General features: G+C 67.6%; 25 protein-coding genes. 1 reads left to right on the top strand and 24 read right to left on the bottom strand.

What is annotated here, in order from left to right:
* The first annotated feature begins 69 nt into the window (after positions 1-69).
* Positions 70-1356, top strand: coding sequence for an LCP family protein (locus tag EDF47_RS05975; RefSeq protein ID WP_165901022.1), 1287 nt, complete (start codon positions 70-72; stop codon positions 1354-1356).
* 221 nt (positions 1357-1577) lie between these two features.
* Here the strand turns inward: EDF47_RS05975 and map are convergent, their stop codons facing one another.
* The 24 genes from map to EDF47_RS05855 all read right to left on the bottom strand — a co-directional run bounded on the left by map (position 1578) and on the right by EDF47_RS05855 (position 15471).
* Entirely contained in the window at positions 1578-2411 is an 834-nt protein-coding gene (gene map, locus EDF47_RS05970) for a type I methionyl aminopeptidase (protein ID WP_133937336.1), read from the bottom strand.
* 6 nt (positions 2412-2417) lie between these two features.
* Positions 2418-3008 (bottom strand): adenylate kinase, encoded by a 591-nt coding sequence (locus EDF47_RS05965; RefSeq protein WP_123293144.1) that lies wholly within the window; start codon positions 3006-3008, stop codon positions 2418-2420.
* Positions 3005-4327, bottom strand: a complete 1323-nt coding sequence (gene secY / locus EDF47_RS05960; protein ID WP_111083457.1) for a preprotein translocase subunit SecY — start codon at positions 4325-4327, stop codon at positions 3005-3007. The genes EDF47_RS05965 and secY overlap by 4 nt, the downstream gene beginning before the upstream one ends.
* A gap of 147 nt (positions 4328-4474) precedes the next feature.
* Positions 4475-4939, bottom strand: a complete 465-nt coding sequence (rplO, locus tag EDF47_RS05955) for a 50S ribosomal protein L15 (RefSeq protein ID WP_027466723.1) — start codon at positions 4937-4939, stop codon at positions 4475-4477.
* The gene (rpmD, locus tag EDF47_RS05950) at positions 4936-5121 is read right to left on the bottom strand and encodes a 50S ribosomal protein L30 (protein ID WP_173168934.1); all 186 of its coding nucleotides are present in this window, start codon (positions 5119-5121) and stop codon (positions 4936-4938) included. The genes rplO and rpmD overlap by 4 nt, the downstream gene beginning before the upstream one ends.
* Positions 5121-5966, bottom strand: coding sequence for a 30S ribosomal protein S5 (gene rpsE / locus EDF47_RS05945; RefSeq protein WP_131877654.1), 846 nt, complete (start codon positions 5964-5966; stop codon positions 5121-5123). The genes rpmD and rpsE overlap by 1 nt, the downstream gene beginning before the upstream one ends.
* Complete coding sequence (gene rplR / locus EDF47_RS05940) at positions 5963-6337, bottom strand: 50S ribosomal protein L18 (protein ID WP_031259041.1); 375 nt, start codon at positions 6335-6337, stop codon at positions 5963-5965. Before rplR ends, rpsE begins: the two co-directional genes overlap by 4 nt.
* 2 nt (positions 6338-6339) lie before the next feature.
* Complete coding sequence (gene rplF / locus EDF47_RS05935) at positions 6340-6876, bottom strand: 50S ribosomal protein L6 (protein WP_111083459.1); 537 nt, start codon at positions 6874-6876, stop codon at positions 6340-6342.
* 6 nt (positions 6877-6882) lie between these two features.
* On the bottom strand, positions 6883-7281 hold the full coding sequence (gene rpsH, locus EDF47_RS05930; RefSeq protein WP_017885519.1) for a 30S ribosomal protein S8: 399 nt from the start codon (positions 7279-7281) through the stop codon (positions 6883-6885).
* Positions 7282-7434: 153 nt separating this feature from the next.
* Positions 7435-8028, bottom strand: a complete 594-nt coding sequence (gene rplE / locus EDF47_RS05925) for a 50S ribosomal protein L5 (RefSeq protein ID WP_111083460.1) — start codon at positions 8026-8028, stop codon at positions 7435-7437.
* A complete protein-coding gene (gene rplX / locus EDF47_RS05920) occupies positions 8028-8387 on the bottom strand; it encodes a 50S ribosomal protein L24 (protein WP_111083461.1) in 360 nt (119 codons plus the stop codon). Before rplX ends, rplE begins: the two co-directional genes overlap by 1 nt.
* 3 nt (positions 8388-8390) lie before the next feature.
* Entirely contained in the window at positions 8391-8759 is a 369-nt protein-coding gene (rplN, locus tag EDF47_RS05915) for a 50S ribosomal protein L14 (RefSeq protein WP_111083462.1), read from the bottom strand.
* A 31-nt stretch (positions 8760-8790) separates the two neighbouring features.
* Positions 8791-9075 (bottom strand): 30S ribosomal protein S17, encoded by a 285-nt coding sequence (gene rpsQ / locus EDF47_RS05910; RefSeq protein WP_111083463.1) that lies wholly within the window; start codon positions 9073-9075, stop codon positions 8791-8793.
* On the bottom strand, positions 9075-9395 hold the full coding sequence (rpmC, locus tag EDF47_RS20315; RefSeq protein WP_111083464.1) for a 50S ribosomal protein L29: 321 nt from the start codon (positions 9393-9395) through the stop codon (positions 9075-9077). The genes rpsQ and rpmC overlap by 1 nt, the downstream gene beginning before the upstream one ends.
* Positions 9395-9814 (bottom strand): 50S ribosomal protein L16, encoded by a 420-nt coding sequence (gene rplP, locus EDF47_RS05900; protein WP_111083465.1) that lies wholly within the window; start codon positions 9812-9814, stop codon positions 9395-9397. The genes rpmC and rplP overlap by 1 nt, the downstream gene beginning before the upstream one ends.
* Before the next feature lie 2 nt (positions 9815-9816).
* Positions 9817-10629: a 30S ribosomal protein S3 gene (rpsC, locus tag EDF47_RS05895; protein WP_017885527.1), complete on the bottom strand. Its 813-nt coding sequence runs from the start codon at positions 10627-10629 to the stop codon at positions 9817-9819.
* The gene (rplV, locus tag EDF47_RS05890) at positions 10629-11021 is read right to left on the bottom strand and encodes a 50S ribosomal protein L22 (RefSeq protein WP_111083466.1); all 393 of its coding nucleotides are present in this window, start codon (positions 11019-11021) and stop codon (positions 10629-10631) included. Before rplV ends, rpsC begins: the two co-directional genes overlap by 1 nt.
* Positions 11022-11046: 25 nt before the next feature.
* On the bottom strand, positions 11047-11328 hold the full coding sequence (gene rpsS / locus EDF47_RS05885) for a 30S ribosomal protein S19 (RefSeq protein ID WP_017885529.1): 282 nt from the start codon (positions 11326-11328) through the stop codon (positions 11047-11049).
* A gap of 11 nt (positions 11329-11339) precedes the next feature.
* Positions 11340-12179 carry a 50S ribosomal protein L2 gene (gene rplB, locus EDF47_RS05880; protein ID WP_111083467.1) on the bottom strand — a complete coding sequence of 280 codons (840 nt, stop codon included), beginning with the start codon at positions 12177-12179 and terminating at the stop codon, positions 11340-11342.
* 18 nt (positions 12180-12197) lie between these two features.
* Positions 12198-12497 carry a 50S ribosomal protein L23 gene (rplW, locus tag EDF47_RS05875; RefSeq protein WP_111083468.1) on the bottom strand — a complete coding sequence of 100 codons (300 nt, stop codon included), beginning with the start codon at positions 12495-12497 and terminating at the stop codon, positions 12198-12200.
* Positions 12494-13153, bottom strand: coding sequence for a 50S ribosomal protein L4 (gene rplD / locus EDF47_RS05870; RefSeq protein WP_111083469.1), 660 nt, complete (start codon positions 13151-13153; stop codon positions 12494-12496). Before rplD ends, rplW begins: the two co-directional genes overlap by 4 nt.
* A gap of 2 nt (positions 13154-13155) precedes the next feature.
* Complete coding sequence (gene rplC / locus EDF47_RS05865; RefSeq protein ID WP_027466731.1) at positions 13156-13812, bottom strand: 50S ribosomal protein L3; 657 nt, start codon at positions 13810-13812, stop codon at positions 13156-13158.
* 12 nt (positions 13813-13824) lie between these two features.
* Complete coding sequence (gene rpsJ, locus EDF47_RS05860) at positions 13825-14133, bottom strand: 30S ribosomal protein S10 (protein WP_017885534.1); 309 nt, start codon at positions 14131-14133, stop codon at positions 13825-13827.
* Positions 14134-14643: 510 nt separating this feature from the next.
* Positions 14644-15471 (bottom strand): DarT ssDNA thymidine ADP-ribosyltransferase family protein, encoded by an 828-nt coding sequence (locus EDF47_RS05855; RefSeq protein ID WP_123293140.1) that lies wholly within the window; start codon positions 15469-15471, stop codon positions 14644-14646.
* Positions 15472-15515 lie beyond the last annotated feature (44 nt).

Genomic DNA, 15515 nt, shown 5'->3' with positions numbered 1-15515 from the left:
ACCGTAGCGTTGCTCCGCAGCCACGTCCGCCGCCCACGTACCCTGCGCGGACCACCGAACGGAGACCACGTGCCCGACGCCACACGACGCCCCTTCGCCGCACACGGCAAGCAGGCCCGCCGTCGCGGCTGGACCACGCTCGTGACCGTCGTGGCCTCGGCGCTGGCCGTCGTGCTCGTGAGCGGGACGAGCGTCGCCGCCATCGCCGGCGCCCAGCTGGCGACCGCACCGCAGACCGTGCAGCTCAGCACCGACGACCAGAGCACCGCGAAGACCGCCGACATCACGGCGATCAAGGGCGGGGCGAACATCCTGCTCATCGGCAGCGACACCCGCGTCGGACAGTTCGACTCCGACGAGGACGTCGAGGGCGCCCGCAACGACGTCACCATGCTCATCCACATCTCCGAGGACCACCAGCAGCTCACCGCGGTCAGCTTCCCCCGCGATCTGATGGTCCCGATCCCGGCCTGCACCAACCCCGCGAGCGGGACGACCTACCCGGCCTCGACCTCCGCCATGTTCAACACGGCGCTCGGCAACGGTGGCGTCTCGTGCGTCGTCGACACCGTCGAGAACCTCACCGGCCTGAGCATCCCCTACGCCGGGCTCATCACCTTCGACGGCGTGATCGAGATGTCGAACGCCCTGGGCGGCGTCGACGTCTGCGTCGCGGAGCCCATCGACGACACCTTCACCGGTCTGCACCTCACCGCCGGCTCGCACAACCTCGAGGGCTCCGACGCCCTCGCGTTCCTGCGCACCCGCCACGGCGTCGGCGACGGCAGCGACCTGGCCCGGATCAGCTCGCAGCAGGTGTTCCTGTCGGCGCTGCTCCGCAAGGTCACCTCCGACGGCACCCTGTCGAACCCCATCACGCTCTACAAGCTCGCCGGCGCGGCCCTGTCGAACATGACGCTGTCCGACGGCCTGGCCCAGACCCGCACCCTCGTCGGCCTTGCCTCCGCACTGCGCGGCATGAGCACCGCCAACATGCTCTTCGTGCAGTACCCCGTCGCCGACGACCCCGACGACAGCGCGCGGGTGATCGTCGACCAGGAGACCGCCCACACGCTCAACGTGGCGCTGCAGAACGACGTGAAGTCCTCGCTGAGCGACTCGAGCACCGGGCGCGCGTCCGAGGAGTCGCCGACAGCCGGGGGCACCGCGACGACCGCGCCGTCGACCGGCACCACGCCGTCCGACACGGCGTCGGCGCCCGCGTCGAGCGGCGCATCGTCGGGAACGTCGTCCGCACCGAGCTCGTCGGCCACGAGCACGGCGACGTCGACCCCGCTGCCCTCGTCGATCACCGGACAGAGCGCCTCCGAGCAGACCTGCTCCGTCGGCAACTGACCGCACCCCAGACGCCGTCGTCCTGGCACGACACCCCCGAACGCACCAGACGCCGCCGAATCCGACGGCACCCTGGCGTCTTGCCGGCGTCTCCGCACGACGACGGCGTCTCGCGCGGCCGTGGACGTGGGACCGCCAGGCGCGCGCTGCGGGACGGAGCTGCGCCGAGCCTCCCGGTCGGGGGTGCGGCCGGCAGTGGCGTGTCGGACTGGAGGCCCGTCCTACGGGATCGGGACGGGCGTCACTCCCAGCGTGGCCAGGCCCGCAGCGCCGCCGTCGGCGGCCGTCAGGACCCACACGCCGTCGGCGTGCACAGCGACACTGTGTTCCCAGTGCGCGGCGTCCTTGCCGTCCATCGTGCGGACGGTCCAGTCGTCGTCGTCCGTCGAGCTGTCGATCGTGCCCGCGGTGACCATCGGCTCGATGGCCACCACCAGGCCGGGCTTCACCGCCGGACCGGCACCGCGGACGCGGTAGTTGAAGACCGGCGGGTCCTCGTGCATGGAGCGACCGATGCCGTGCCCCGTGTAGTCCTCGACGATGCCCCAGGCGCCGGTCTCGTCGATCGCGTCCTCGACCGCGGAACCGACCTCGTGCAGGTTCTTCGCGTGGGCGAGCGCCGCGATGCCGTGCCAGAGCGAGCGCTCCGTGGTGTCGCAGAGCGTCTGGCGTGCTGCGGACACCTCGGCGTCACCACCGGGGACGACCGTGGTGAACGCGCTGTCGCCGTTCCAGCCGTCGACCTCGGCACCGGCGTCCACCGACACGATGTCACCGGGAGCGAGCACGCGGTCACCGGGGATGCCGTGCACGATCTCGTCGTTCACGGACACGCACAGCGTGTGCCGGTAGCCCGGCACGAGCTGGAAGTTCGGGATCCCGCCGCCGTCGCGGATCGTCCGCTCGGCGATCGCGTCGAGCTCACCCGTCGTGATGCCGGGACGGATCGCCGCACGCACGGCGTCGAGCGCCTCGGCGGTCAGCAGCCCGGGGCGCACCATGGCGCGGAGCTCGTCCGGCGTCTTGTAGATCGAGGGCTTGCGGAAGCGGACCACGCCGGGTCAGACGCCCGCGGTCAGCCCGCGAGCCGACAGCGCGGCCTGGATGCGGTCGCCGACCTCGTCGATCGCGCCGAGGCCGTCGACGTCGAGGACGAGACCACGGTCGCCGTAGGCACCGACGATCGGGGCGGTCTGCTCGGTGTAGACCTGCTGGCGACGACGGATCGTCTCCTCGTTGTCGTCACTGCGGCCCTGCTGCTCGGCACGCTTGAGCAACCGGCCGACGAGCTCGTCCTGGTCGGCGACGAGCTGCACGACCGCGTCGATCCCGGTGCCCTGCTCGGCGAGCAGCGCGTCGAGGTACTCGACCTGCCCGACCGTGCGGGGGTACCCGTCGAGCAGGAACCCCTCGGCTGCGTCGGCCTCGTTCAGGCGCGACTTCACGAGCTCGTTCGTCAAGGAGTCCGGCACGTAGTCGCCGGCGTCCATGATCGCCTTGGCCTGCACACCGAGCGGCGTGCCCTCTGCGACGTTCTTGCGGAAGATGTCGCCCGTCGAGACCGCCGGGATCCCGAAGGACTCGGCGATCCGTCCGGCCTGGGTGCCCTTCCCCGCTCCGGGGGGTCCGACGATGATGAGACGTGCGCTCAACGGAGAAGCCCTTCGTAGTGACGCTGCTGCAGCTGCGAGTCGATCTGCTTCACGGTCTCGAGACCGACACCCACGATGATCAGGATGCTCGCGCCACCGAACGGGAAGTTCTGGTTCGCGCCGAACAGCGCCAGTGCTGCCAGCGGGATGAGCGCGATGAAACCGAGGTAGAGCGAGCCGGGCAGCGTCACCCGGGTGAGGACGTAGTCGAGGTACTCGGCGGTCGGACGACCGGCACGGATGCCGGGGATGAACCCGCCGTACTTCTTCATGTTGTCGGCGACCTCTTCGGGGTTGAAGGTGATCGCCACGTAGAAGTACGTGAACCCGACGATGAGCAGGAAGTACAGCACCATGTAGAACAGGTTGTCGCCGGAGACGAGGTTGTTCTCGATCCAGGTGACCCACGCCGCGGGCTCGGAGCCGTCCGAGGGCTTGTTGAACTGCGCGACCAGGGCCGGCAGGTACAGCAGCGACGACGCGAAGATGACGGGCACGACGCCGGCCATGTTCACCTTGATCGGGATGTACGTGTTGTTACCGCCGTACGTGCGTCGGCCGACCATGCGCTTGGCGTACTGGACCGGGATCCGCCGCTGCGACTGCTCGACGAACACGACGGCCATCATGATGACCAGTCCGACCAGGATGACGAACAGGAAGAGCTCGAACGACTGCGACTGCTCGATGGCCCACAGCGCCGACGGGAACTGCGCCGCGATCGACGTGAAGATGAGGAGCGACATGCCGTTGCCGATGCCGCGCTCGGTGACGAGCTCGCCCATCCACATGATGAGGCCGGTACCGGCGGTCAGCGTGACGACCATGAGCATGATCGCGTACCAGCTGTCGTTCGAGATGATCGACGAGCAGGAGGACGACGCGTTCGTGCCGAAGAGGGCACCCGAGCGGGCGACCGTGATCAGGGTGGTGGACTGCAGCACGCCCAGCGCGATCGTGAGGTAGCGCGTGTACTGCGTCAGCTTCGCCTGACCGGACTGGCCCTCCTTGTAGAGGGAGTCGAAGTGCGGGATGACCACGCGCAGGAGCTGCACGATGATCGACGACGTGATGTACGGCATGATGCCGAGCGCGAAGACCGAGAGCTTCAGCAGCGCGCCGCCGGAGAACAGGTTGATCAGGTCGTAGAGACCGCCGGACGACGAGGCGCTGGCGAGACAGCTCTGCACGGCCGCGTAGTCGACGAACGGTGCCGGGATGTACGACCCGAGGCGGAACAGCGCGATGATCGCGAGGGTGAAGCCGATCTTCTTGCGAAGATCAGGGGTGCGCATGATGCGCGCGACCGCTCTGAACACGAGGACTCCGAACTTCTGGGACCGGGGCCGTCGATCGCGGCCGTTCCGGTGTCGGTCGGCAGGGCCGACCAGGCTGGCGGATGCCGGCCACTGTCAAGGAAACCGTAACGGCGGCCCGTGCGCAAACGCACGGGCCGCCGACGGGGGTTACTGGGAGACGGTGCCGCCAGCAGCCACGATCTTCTCGGCGGCGGACGCCGAGACCTTGTCGACCGTGACCGTGATCTTCACGGTGATGTCACCCTGACCGAGAACCTTGACCTTCTCGTTCTTGCGGACGGCGCCCTTGGCGACCAGGCCCGCAACGGTGACGTCGCCACCATCGGGGTAGAGCTCCGAGATCTTGTCCAGGTTCACGACCTGGTACTCGACCCGGAACGGGTTCTTGAACCCGCGGAGCTTCGGGGTGCGCATGTGCAGCGGCATCTGCCCACCCTCGAAGCCGACCCGGACCTGGTAGCGGGCCTTCGTGCCCTTGGTACCACGCCCAGCGGTCTTGCCCTTCGAGCCCTCACCGCGACCCACACGGGTGCGGTCCTTCTTGGCGCCCTCTGCGGGGCGGAGGTGGTGCAGCTTCAGCACCTGCACGCGCTCGTTCTTCTCGTCGCTCATGCGTCGACCTCCTCGACCTTCACGAGGTGCGCCACCGTTGCGATGTACCCGCGGTTCTGGGCGTTGTCCTCACGCTCGACCGTACGGCCGATGCGCTTGAGACCCAGGCTGCGGAGCGTGTCGCGCTGGTACTGCTTCTCGCTGATAACGGACTTGATCTGCGTGATCTTCAGCGTCGCCATCACGCACCTGCCTTCTCGGTCGCGGCACGCAGTGCTGCGGCCTCGGCCTGGAGCAGACGAGCCGGGACGACCCGCTCGACGTCGAGGCCACGACGGCTCGCGACGGCGCGGGGCTCCTCGAGCTGCTTCAGAGCCTCGACGGTCGCGTGCACGATGTTGATGGTGTTCGACGAACCGAGCGACTTGCTCAGGACGTCGTGGATGCCGGCGCACTCGAGCACGGCGCGGACGGGACCACCGGCGATGACACCGGTACCCGGGCCAGCCGGACGCAGGAGGACGACGCCAGCAGCGGCTTCACCCTGCACGGGGTGCGGGATGGTGTTGCCGACGCGGGGGACGCGGAAGAAGTTCTTCTTCGCCTCTTCGACACCCTTGGAGATCGCCGTGGGGACCTCCTTGGCCTTGCCGTAGCCGACGCCCACGAGGCCGTTGCCGTCACCCACGACGACGAGCGCCGTGAAGCTGAAGCGACGACCACCCTTGACGACCTTCGACACGCGGTTGATGGTCACCACGCGCTCGAGGAACTGGCTGTCGCCACCGCGGTTGTTGCGGTCGCGGCCCTGCTGACGGTCACGACCGCCACCACGACGGCCGCGGTTGTCAGCCGAGTCGCGGTTGTTCGATGCGGAACCGGCAGCGGTCTCGACGGGACGCTCGGCGACGGCAGGTGCCTCCGCCTCCTTGCCCTTCGCGGCGGTGTCGGTGCCCTCAGCGGCTGCCTCGGTGCCCTCAGCAGTTGCCTCGGTGCCCTCAGCGGTCGCCTCGGTGGTCTCGACGGCGTCCGTGGCCTCGACGGCCTCGGTCTTGGCGTCTTCGTTGGTGTTCGCGTTGTCGCTCACAGGTTCAGCCCTCCTTCACGGGCACCATCGGCGATCGCGGCGACGCGACCGGCGTACTTGCTGCCACCGCGGTCGAAGACCACGGCCTCGACGCCAGCCGACTTCGCGCGCTCGGCGAGGAGCTCACCGACGCGACGGGCCTTGGCGGTCTTGTCGCCGTCGAACGAGCGGAGGTCTGCCTCCATCGTCGAGGCGCTTGCGAGGGTGTGACCCTTCGCGTCGTCGATGACCTGCACGAACACGTGACGCGACGAGCGGGTGACGGCGAGACGGGGACGAGCCTCGGTGCCGGTGATCTTCTTGCGGAGACGGTTGTGACGACGCGCCTTGGCGGCCGCCTTGCTCTTGCCTCGTGTCTTGAGGAGTCCCATGATCACTTACCTGACTTTCCGGCCTTGCGGCGCACGTTCTCGCCGGCGTAACGGACACCCTTGCCCTTGTACGGCTCGGGCTTCCGGAGCTTCCGGATGTTCGCCGCCACTTCGCCGACTGCCTGCTTGTCGATGCCGGCGACCGTGACCTTGTTGTTGCCCTCGACCGCGAAGCTGATGCCCGCGGGCGGCTCGACCGTGATCGAGTGGGAGTACCCGAGCGCGAACTCGAGGTTCGAGCCCTTCGCCTGCACGCGGTAACCGGTGCCGACGACCTCGAGGCCCTTGGTGTAGCCCTGGGTCACGCCGATGATGTTGTTGGCGATGAGGGTACGGGTCAGGCCGTGGAGCGAACGCGACTCGCGCTCGTCGTCCGGACGGGTGACGAGAACCTGGTTCTCCTCGACCTTGGCCTGGATGGGCTCCGCGATGACGAGCGCGAGCTCGCCCTTCGGGCCCTTGACCGCCACGCTCTGACCGTCAACGGAGACGGTCACGCCGGCGGGGATGTCGATGGGAAGACGTCCGATTCGTGACATTGTCGATCACCACACGTAGGCGAGGACTTCCCCACCCACGCCCTTCTGCTCGGCTTCGCGGTCGGTCAGCAGGCCGGACGAGGTCGAGAGGATCGCCACGCCGAGGCCACCGAGGACCTGGGGGATCTCCGTCGACTTCGCGTAGACCCGGAGGCCCGGCTTCGACACGCGCTTGATGCCGGCGATCGAACGCTCGCGCTCGGGGCCGTACTTCAGGTCGATGGTGAGGGTCTGCCCGACTCGGGCGTCCTCCACCTTCCACTCGCTGATGTAGCCCTCACGCTTGAGGATGTCGGCGATGTTCTTCTTGAGCTTGGAGCTCGGGAGCGCGACGGCGTCGTGGTGCGCGGAGTTCGCGTTCCGCAATCTGGTCAGCATGTCTGCGACCGGATCGGTCATCGTCATGATGTTCGTCCATTTCTCGCCTGGTTTCGACACCCGTTCCACGAATGCCGACCTGAGCGATCGAGTGATCCCGGGGCGGTTCCCCAGGATCGGTGTGTTCGTGCGTGCGGGCCGGAGGACGTGAATCCTCCGGCCCGCACCGCCCGAAGTAGTTTAGACCGTCTGCTCGTTGGAGCGGAACGGGAAGCCGAGCTGACGGAGCAGCGCGCGTCCCTCGTCGTCCGTCTTCGCGGTGGTGACGACAGTGATGTCGAAGCCGCGGACACGGTCGATGCGGTCCTGGTCGATCTCGTGGAACACGGACTGCTCCGAGAGACCGAACGTGTAGTTGCCGTTCCCGTCGAACTGCTTGTCGCTGAGACCGCGGAAGTCGCGGATGCGGGGCAGTGCGAGGGAGATCAGGCGGTCGAGGAACTCCCAGGCGCGGTCACCACGGAGGGTGACGTGCGCACCGATCGCCTGACCCTCGCGCAGCTTGAACTGCGCGATGGACTTGCGAGCGATGTTGACCTGGGGCTTCTGACCCGTGATCGCCGTGAGGTCCTTGATGGCCCCCTCGATGATCTTCGAGTCGCGAGCGGCCTCGCCGACACCGGTGTTCACGACGACCTTGACCAGGCCGGGGACCTGGTTGACGTTCGCGTAGCCGAACTGCTCGGTGAGCGTGGCCTTGATCTCGTCCTTGTACTTCTGCTTGAGGCGCGGCTGGGCCTTGGGGGCCTCAGTCGTTGCAGTCGTGTCAGTCATCAGAGCGTTTCACCTGACTTCTTGGCGTAGCGGACACGGACGGTCTTCTTGACCCCGCCCTTCTCCACCTCTTCGGTACGGAAGCCGACGCGGGTCGGCTTCTTCGTCTTCGGGTCGACGAGAGCGACGTTGGACACGTGGATCGAGGCTTCGTGCTTCTCGATGCCACCCGTCTTCGAGCCGCGCTGCGTCTGGCCGACGCGGACGTGCTTCGTGACGAAGTTCACGCCCTCGACGACGACGCGCTGCTTGTCCTTGAGGACCTCGATGACCTTGCCCTGCTTGCCACGGTCGCCGCCACGCTCCTGCGTCGCGCCCGTGATGACCTGGACGAGGTCACCCTTCTTGATGTTCGCCATGGCTTACAGCACCTCCGGCGCGAGCGAGATGATCTTCATGAACTTCTTGTCACGGAGCTCGCGACCGACCGGACCGAAGATGCGCGTGCCGCGCGGGTCGCCGTCGGCCTTGAGGATCACTGCCGCGTTCTCGTCGAACTTGATGTAGGAGCCGTCCTGACGACGAGTCTCCTTCTTGGTGCGAACGATGACCGCCTTGACGACGTCACCCTTCTTCACGTTGCCGCCGGGGATGGCGTCCTTCACCGTGGCGACGATGACGTCACCGAGACCGGCGTAGCGACGACCCGAACCACCGAGCACGCGGATGGTCAAGATCTCCTTGGCACCCGTGTTGTCGGCGATCTTCAGGCGGGATTCCTGCTGAATCACTGCTGTCTCCTATTCCGAAGCAGGCCGAGGCCTACTTGGCCTTCTCGAGGATCTCGACCAGGCGCCAGCGCTTGGAAGCGCTGAGGGGACGGGTCTCGCTGATCACGACGAGGTCGCCGACACCAGCGGTGCCGAGCTCGTCGTGGGCCTTCACCTTGGACGTGCGACGGATGATCTTGCCGTAGAGCGCGTGCTTCACGCGGTCCTCGACCTCGACCACGATGGTCTTGTCCATCTTGTCGCTGGTCACGTAGCCGCGACGCGTCTTGCGGTAGCCGCGAGTGAGGGCGGCGGAGGTCTTCTCTTCGTTCGCCATTACTTCTCCTCGGCGGTCTCGGCCTCGGTCGACTCAGCCGGCTTGTCAGCCTTCTTCGTCGTCTTCTTGGCCTTGGTGGCGGTCTCGACGGGCGCGGGAGTGGCACGGATGCCGAGCTCGCGCTCGCGGAGGACGGTGTAGATGCGAGCGATGTCGCGCTTGACGGCACGGAGACGACCGTGGCTCTCCAGCTGGCCGGTGGCCGACTGGAAGCGGAGGTTGAAGAGTTCCTCCTTGGCCTTCTTCAGCTCGTCAGCGAGACGCTCGTTCTCGAACGTGTCGAGCTCCGTCGGACGGAGCTCCTTGGAACCGATCGCCATTATGCGTCGCCCTCCTCGCGCTTGATGATGCGTGCCTTGAGGGGCAGCTTGTGGATTGCACGGGTCAGCGCCTCACGGGCGATGTCCTCGGTGACGCCGGAGAGCTCGAAGAGCACACGACCCGGCTTGACGTTGGCGACCCACCACTCGGGCGAGCCCTTACCGGAACCCATGCGGGTCTCAGCCGGCTTCTTCGTGAGCGGACGGTCCGGGTAGATGTTGATCCAGACCTTGCCGCCACGCTTGATGTGACGCGTCATGGCGATACGAGCGGACTCGATCTGACGGTTGGTCACGTACGCCGGGGTGAGGGCCTGGATGCCGTAGTCGCCGAAGCTGACCTTGGTACCACCGGTTGCCTGACCCGAACGCTTCGGGTGGTGCTGCTTACGGTGCTTGACTCGACGGGGAATAAGCATGGTTACGCCTCAACTCCTGCGCCGGCCGGCGCGTCCTGCGGGGCCTGCTGCGGGCGGCGGTCACCGCGGTCGCCGCCACGACGGTCGCCGCCACGGTCGCCACGCTCACCGCGCGGGCCGCCACGACGCTCGGGGCGCGACGAACGCTGGTTCGCCTGCTCGCGAGCGAGCTCCTTGTTCGTGATGTCGCCCTTGTAGATCCAGACCTTCACGCCGATGCGGCCGAACGTGGTCCGGGCCTCGTAGAAGCCGTAGTCGATGTTCGCGCGGAGGGTGTGCAGCGGCACACGGCCTTCGCGGTAGAACTCCGAACGGGACATCTCGGCGCCGCCGAGACGGCCCGACACCTGGATGCGGACACCCTTGGCGCCGGCGCGCTGTGCACCCTGCAGGCCCTTGCGCATGGCGCGACGGAACGCGACACGAGCGGAGAGCTGCTCGGCGATGCCCTGCGCGACGAGCTGGGCCTCGGTCTCGGGGTTCTTGACCTCGAGGATGTTCAGCTGGATCTGCTTCTTGGTGAGCTTCTCGAGCTCACCGCGAACGCGCTCCGCCTCGGCGCCGCGGCGGCCGATGACGATGCCCGGACGCGCCGTGTGGATGTCCACGCGGACACGGTCACGGGTGCGCTCGAGCTCGATGCGAGCGACACCGGCGCGGTCGAGGGTCTTCTTCAGGTACTCGCGCACCTTGATGTCCTCGGCCACGTAGTCGGCGTAGCGCTGACCGGCCTTCTTGCTGTCGGTGAACCAGTGCGAGACGTGGTCCGTCGTGATCCCGAGACGGAAGCCGTACGGGTTGACCTTCTGGCCCATTAGTTGCTCGCCTTCTTGCTCGTCGCGGCAGCCTCGGCCTCTTCCGGCGTCGCGAGGACGACCGTGATGTGGCTGGTGCGCTTGTTGATGCGGAAGGCCCGGCCCTGGGCGCGCGGCTGGAACCGCTTCAGGGTCGTTCCCTCGTCGACGAAGACGCGGCTCACGTAGAGGTCGCGCTCGTCGAGGAAGCTGTTCGTCGAGTCAGCCTTCACCCGGGCGTTCGCGATCGCCGAGGCGACCAGCTTGTACACGGGCTCCGAAGCGCCCTGGGGGGCGAACTTCAGGATGGCGAGCGCCTCGTGGGCCTGCTTGCCGCGGATCAGCTCGATGACGCGACGGGCCTTCTGAGGCGTGACGCGGATGTGTCGCACGCGTGCGATCGACTCCACCATTTCGTTCCTCCTCTGCGTCCCCGCGTTAGCGGCGACGGCCCTTCTTGTCGTCCTTCACGTGACCACGGAAGGTGCGGGTCGGCGCGAACTCGCCGAGCTTGTGACCGACCATCGACTCGGTGACGAACACCGGGATGTGCTTGCGGCCGTCGTGCACCGCGATGGTGTGACCGAGCATGTTCGGGACGATCATCGACCGTCGCGACCAGGTACGGATCACGTTCTTGGTGTTGGCCTCGTTCTGCGTGACGACCTTGCGGAGCAGGTGCTCGTCGACGAAGGGGCCCTTCTTCAGACTGCGTGGCATCTTCTGAACTCCTACTTGCGCTTCTTGCCGGCGTTACGGCGACGGACGATGAGCTTGTCGCTCGGCTTGTTCGGCTTGCGCGTGCGACCCTCGGCCTGGCCCCAGGGGCTGACCGGGTGACGACCACCGGAGGTCTTGCCCTCGCCACCACCGTGGGGGTGGTCGACCGGGTTCATCGCGACACCACGCACGGTCGGGCGGACGCCCTTCCAGCGCATGCGGCCGGCCTTGCCCCAGTTGATGTTCGACTGCTCGGCGTTGCCGACCTCGCCGATCGTGGCGCGGCAGCGTGCGTCGACGTTGCGGACCTCGCCCGACGGCAGACGGAGCTGCGCGTAGGGGCCGTCCTTGGCGACGAGACGCACCGAGGCGCCGGCCGAGCGGGCCATCTTCGCGCCGCCACCGGGGCGGAGCTCGATGGCGTGCACGACGGTACCCACGGGGATGTTGCGCAGCGGCAGGTTGTTGCCGGGCTTGATGTCGGCGCCGGGGCCCTGCTCGATGACGTCGCCCTGCTTGAGCTTGTTCGGCGCGATGATGTACCGCTTCGTGCCGTCCACGTAGTGCAGGAGCGCGATGCGCGCAGTGCGGTTGGGGTCGTACTCGATGTGAGCGACCTTGGCGTCCACGCCGTCCTTGTCGGAGCGACGGAAGTCGATCACGCGGTACTGGCGCTTGTGGCCACCACCGATGTGACGCGTGGTGATGCGGCCGGAGCTGTTGCGACCACCGGTCTTCGGCAGCGGACGAAGCAGGGACTTCTCCGGAGTCGAACGGGTGATCTCAGCGAAGTCGGCGACCGACGAGCCGCGACGACCGGGGGTCGTCGGCTTGTAGTTACGAATAGCCATGATTTATCCCTCTGGTCCTCAGCCGACAGCCGTGAAGATGTCGATCGAACCGGACTTGAGCGTCACGATGGCGCGCTTGGTGTCCTTGCGCTTGCCGAGACCGAACTTGGTGCGACGGGTCTTGCCCGGGCGGTTCAGCGTGTTGATGCTCGCGACCTTGACCTCGAAGATCTTCTCGATGGCGAGCTTGATCTCGGTCTTGTTCGAACGGGGGTCCACGATGAACGTGTACTTGCCCTGGTCGATGAGCGCGTAGCTCTTCTCCGAGACGACCGGCGAGATGATGACGTCGCGCGGGTCCTTGTTGAAGCCGCTCATGCGGTGATCTCCTTCGCGGTCTTCGACGCGATGAAGGCGTCGAGGGCGCTCTTGCTGAAGACGACGGCGTCCGACTTGAGGACGTCGTAGGCGTTCAGCTGGCCGTACGAGAGCGCGTGGACGTTCGGCAGGTTGCGGATCGACTTGAGCGTCAGCTCGTCGTTCGACTCGAGCACGATCAGCACGTGCTTGACGGGCGCGACCTTCTCGAGGAGCGTGCGAGCGACCTTGGTCGACGGCACGTCGGCCTCGACGAAGCCGTCGACAGCCGAGATGCGGCCACCGCGGGCGCGGTCCGAGAGCGAGCCGAGCAGCGCTGCGGCGATCATCTTCTTGGGGGTGCGCTGCGAGTAGTCGCGGGGGGTCGGCCCGTGGACGACGCCACCACCGGTGTGCTCGGGAGCACGGACGGAACCCTGACGGGCGCGGCCGGTGCCCTTCTGCTTGAACGGCTTGCGACCGGCACCGCGGACTTCGCCGCGGTTCTTGGTCTTGTGGGTGCCCTGACGCGCGGCTGCGAGCTGCGCGGTGACGACCTGGTGGATCAGCGGGACGTTGGTCTCGACGTCGAAGAGAGCTGCGGGCAGCTCGACGGTGCCGGACTTGACACCCGATGCGTCGAGGACGTCGATCGTGGTTGCGGTCGTGGTGGCCATGATCACTTACCCTTCACGGCGGTGCGGACGAAGACGGAGCGGCCACGAGCACCGGGGACGGCGCCCTTGACGAGCAGCAGACCCTTCTCGGCGTCGACGGCGTGCACCGTGAGGTTGAGGACGGTCACGCGGTCGCCACCCATACGACCGGCCATGCGCATGCCCTTGAAGACACGCGACGGGGTCGAGGAAGCACCGATCGAGCCGGGCTTGCGGTGGTTGCGGTGTGCACCGTGCGAGGCGCCGACGCCGTGGAAGCCGTGGCGCTTCATGACACCGGCGAAGCCCTTGCCCTTGGAGGTACCGACGACGTCGACCTTCTGGCCCGCCGTGAACGTGCCGTCCACGGTGAGCTCCTGGCCGAGCGTGTACTCAGCGGAGTCGTTGGTCCGGATCTCGGTGAGGGTGCGACGCGGGGTCACGCCAGCGGCCTCGAAGTGGCCAGCGGCCGGCTTGTTGACCTTGCGCGGGTCGATGGCACCGGCGGCGATCTGGATCGCCTCGTAGCCGTCGCGCTCAGCGTTGCGGATCTGGGTGACCACGTTCGGGCCGACCTCGATCACGGTGACGGGGATGAACTTGTTGTTCTCGTCCCACACCTGGGTCATCCCGAGCTTCTTGCCGAGGAGGCCCTTGACGGTCTTGGTTGAGTTCGCCATTGGTCAGCCCCCTTACAGCTTGATCTCGATGTTGACGTCTGCCGGCAGGTCGAGTCGCATGAGCGAGTCAACGGCCTTCGGCGTCGGGTCGACGATGTCGATGACCCGCTTGTGCGTGCGCTTCTCGAAGTGCTCGCGCGAGTCCTTGTACTTGTGAGGGGAACGGATCACTGCGATCACGTTCTTCTCGGTGGGGAGTGGCACCGGGCCGACCACGGTTGCACCGGCACGGGTCACCGTGTCGACGATCTTCCGGGCCGACGTGTCGATGACCTCGTGGTCATACGACTTGAGCCGGATGCGGATCTTCTGTCCCGCCATGTGTCTCTTGTCCTCTCTCTGCGCCGCGCACCCGCAGGCCGCCTGACGCCGCTCGGCTCCGCATTGCTGCAGACCGTGCTGTTTTCCTGAACCAACCGGCCGCATCCGCTGGGGATGACCGCTGTTCACCTGTCAACCGCGCGGGCGACCTTGGCCGTCCAGCGTGGGCAATCGACTTCCTCGCACTCCGGGCGCAACAGTGTCGCGTCCGTCATGACCTCGGGGAGTCGTGTTCTGCTGCCTGCGGCCCAACCCAGCCCTGCTGAACAGGGGGGTTGTGCACTGCCAGAGCAGTGATCCTGCGGACTCGCACCCGCGGGGAATTCGGAACCGGACAAGTCTCGCATGTCCCGAGCCCACGTGCAACCCGGGCGTGTCGCGATGTGCCGGGCGTGTCGACACCGGCTCGCTTCCCCGGATCCACGCGGATCGGACGGCCTGGAGGCACGGGTCGCCGCCGCAACGCGGAGCGCCCTCCGGACATGGTCCGGAGGGCGCTCGTGGAGACGGTTACTCGGCCGTCACCGGAGGGACGAACCACGGCGGGAAGACCGCCACGCGCGGCGCGTGGCCGCCGTGGTCGGCGAGCACCGCACGGACCGTCTGACGGGCCTTGTCGTTCGGGACACCGATCACCGCGACGGACGAGAACGGCACGCTCGGCCCCGCGAGGAGCTCGAGTCCGAGCATCTCGGGGTCGGAGAAGTCGGTGCGGCGGATCAGGTTCGTCCCGGCGTCGGGGCCGACGGCGAACCGGACGTCGTCGGCGTCGGCGTCCTGGTCGGCGACGACCACCGAGTCACCGAACGCCGAGACCGGGACGACGAGCACGACGTAGTCCACCGCGCGCGTGCGTCGGGCGGCGTCGGACCACCGCTCCCCGACGGCGCCGGTGCGGAGTTCGTCCCACCGGACGGCATCCGGCGACAGGGTGAACGGCACGTGGCTCGCGATGGTGCTGCCGTCGGGCGCTTCGGCCTCGGCGCGTGCGGCCCGGGTCTCGGGGCTGCTGACGTCGACGGCGGGCTCCGCCTGGTCGGCCGCCAGGATGGCGCCGGACCCGACGATGCCGTCGAGGTTGTCGATGTGGGTCACGTGGTGCGCACGCAGCGACGCGAACACCCGAGCCTCGGGCAGGTCGGCCGACGACGACCGGAGCGACGTCGGTGAGCGCAGCGACGTCCCGGGGCCGGAGGCCGGCGGGTCGACGCGCAGGTTGGTGGTGATGCGGGTCCGCCGTGGCGCCGGAGCGGCTGGGATCGCCGACTCCTCACGCTGCCGGGGCGCGCAGATGTCGCAGAGCTCGGTGGGGAAACCGTGGATGCACTCGTCAGTCACGACTGTTGTGGGTCCTTCCGTGCCGTGTGGGGTGGTCCGGCACG

Source organism: Curtobacterium sp. PhB190, assembly GCF_004365385.1.
Taxonomy (GTDB): domain Bacteria; phylum Actinomycetota; class Actinomycetes; order Actinomycetales; family Microbacteriaceae; genus Curtobacterium.
The sequence above is the reverse complement of the archived record's forward strand: the minus strand, read 5'-3'. Positions and strand labels throughout refer to the sequence as shown.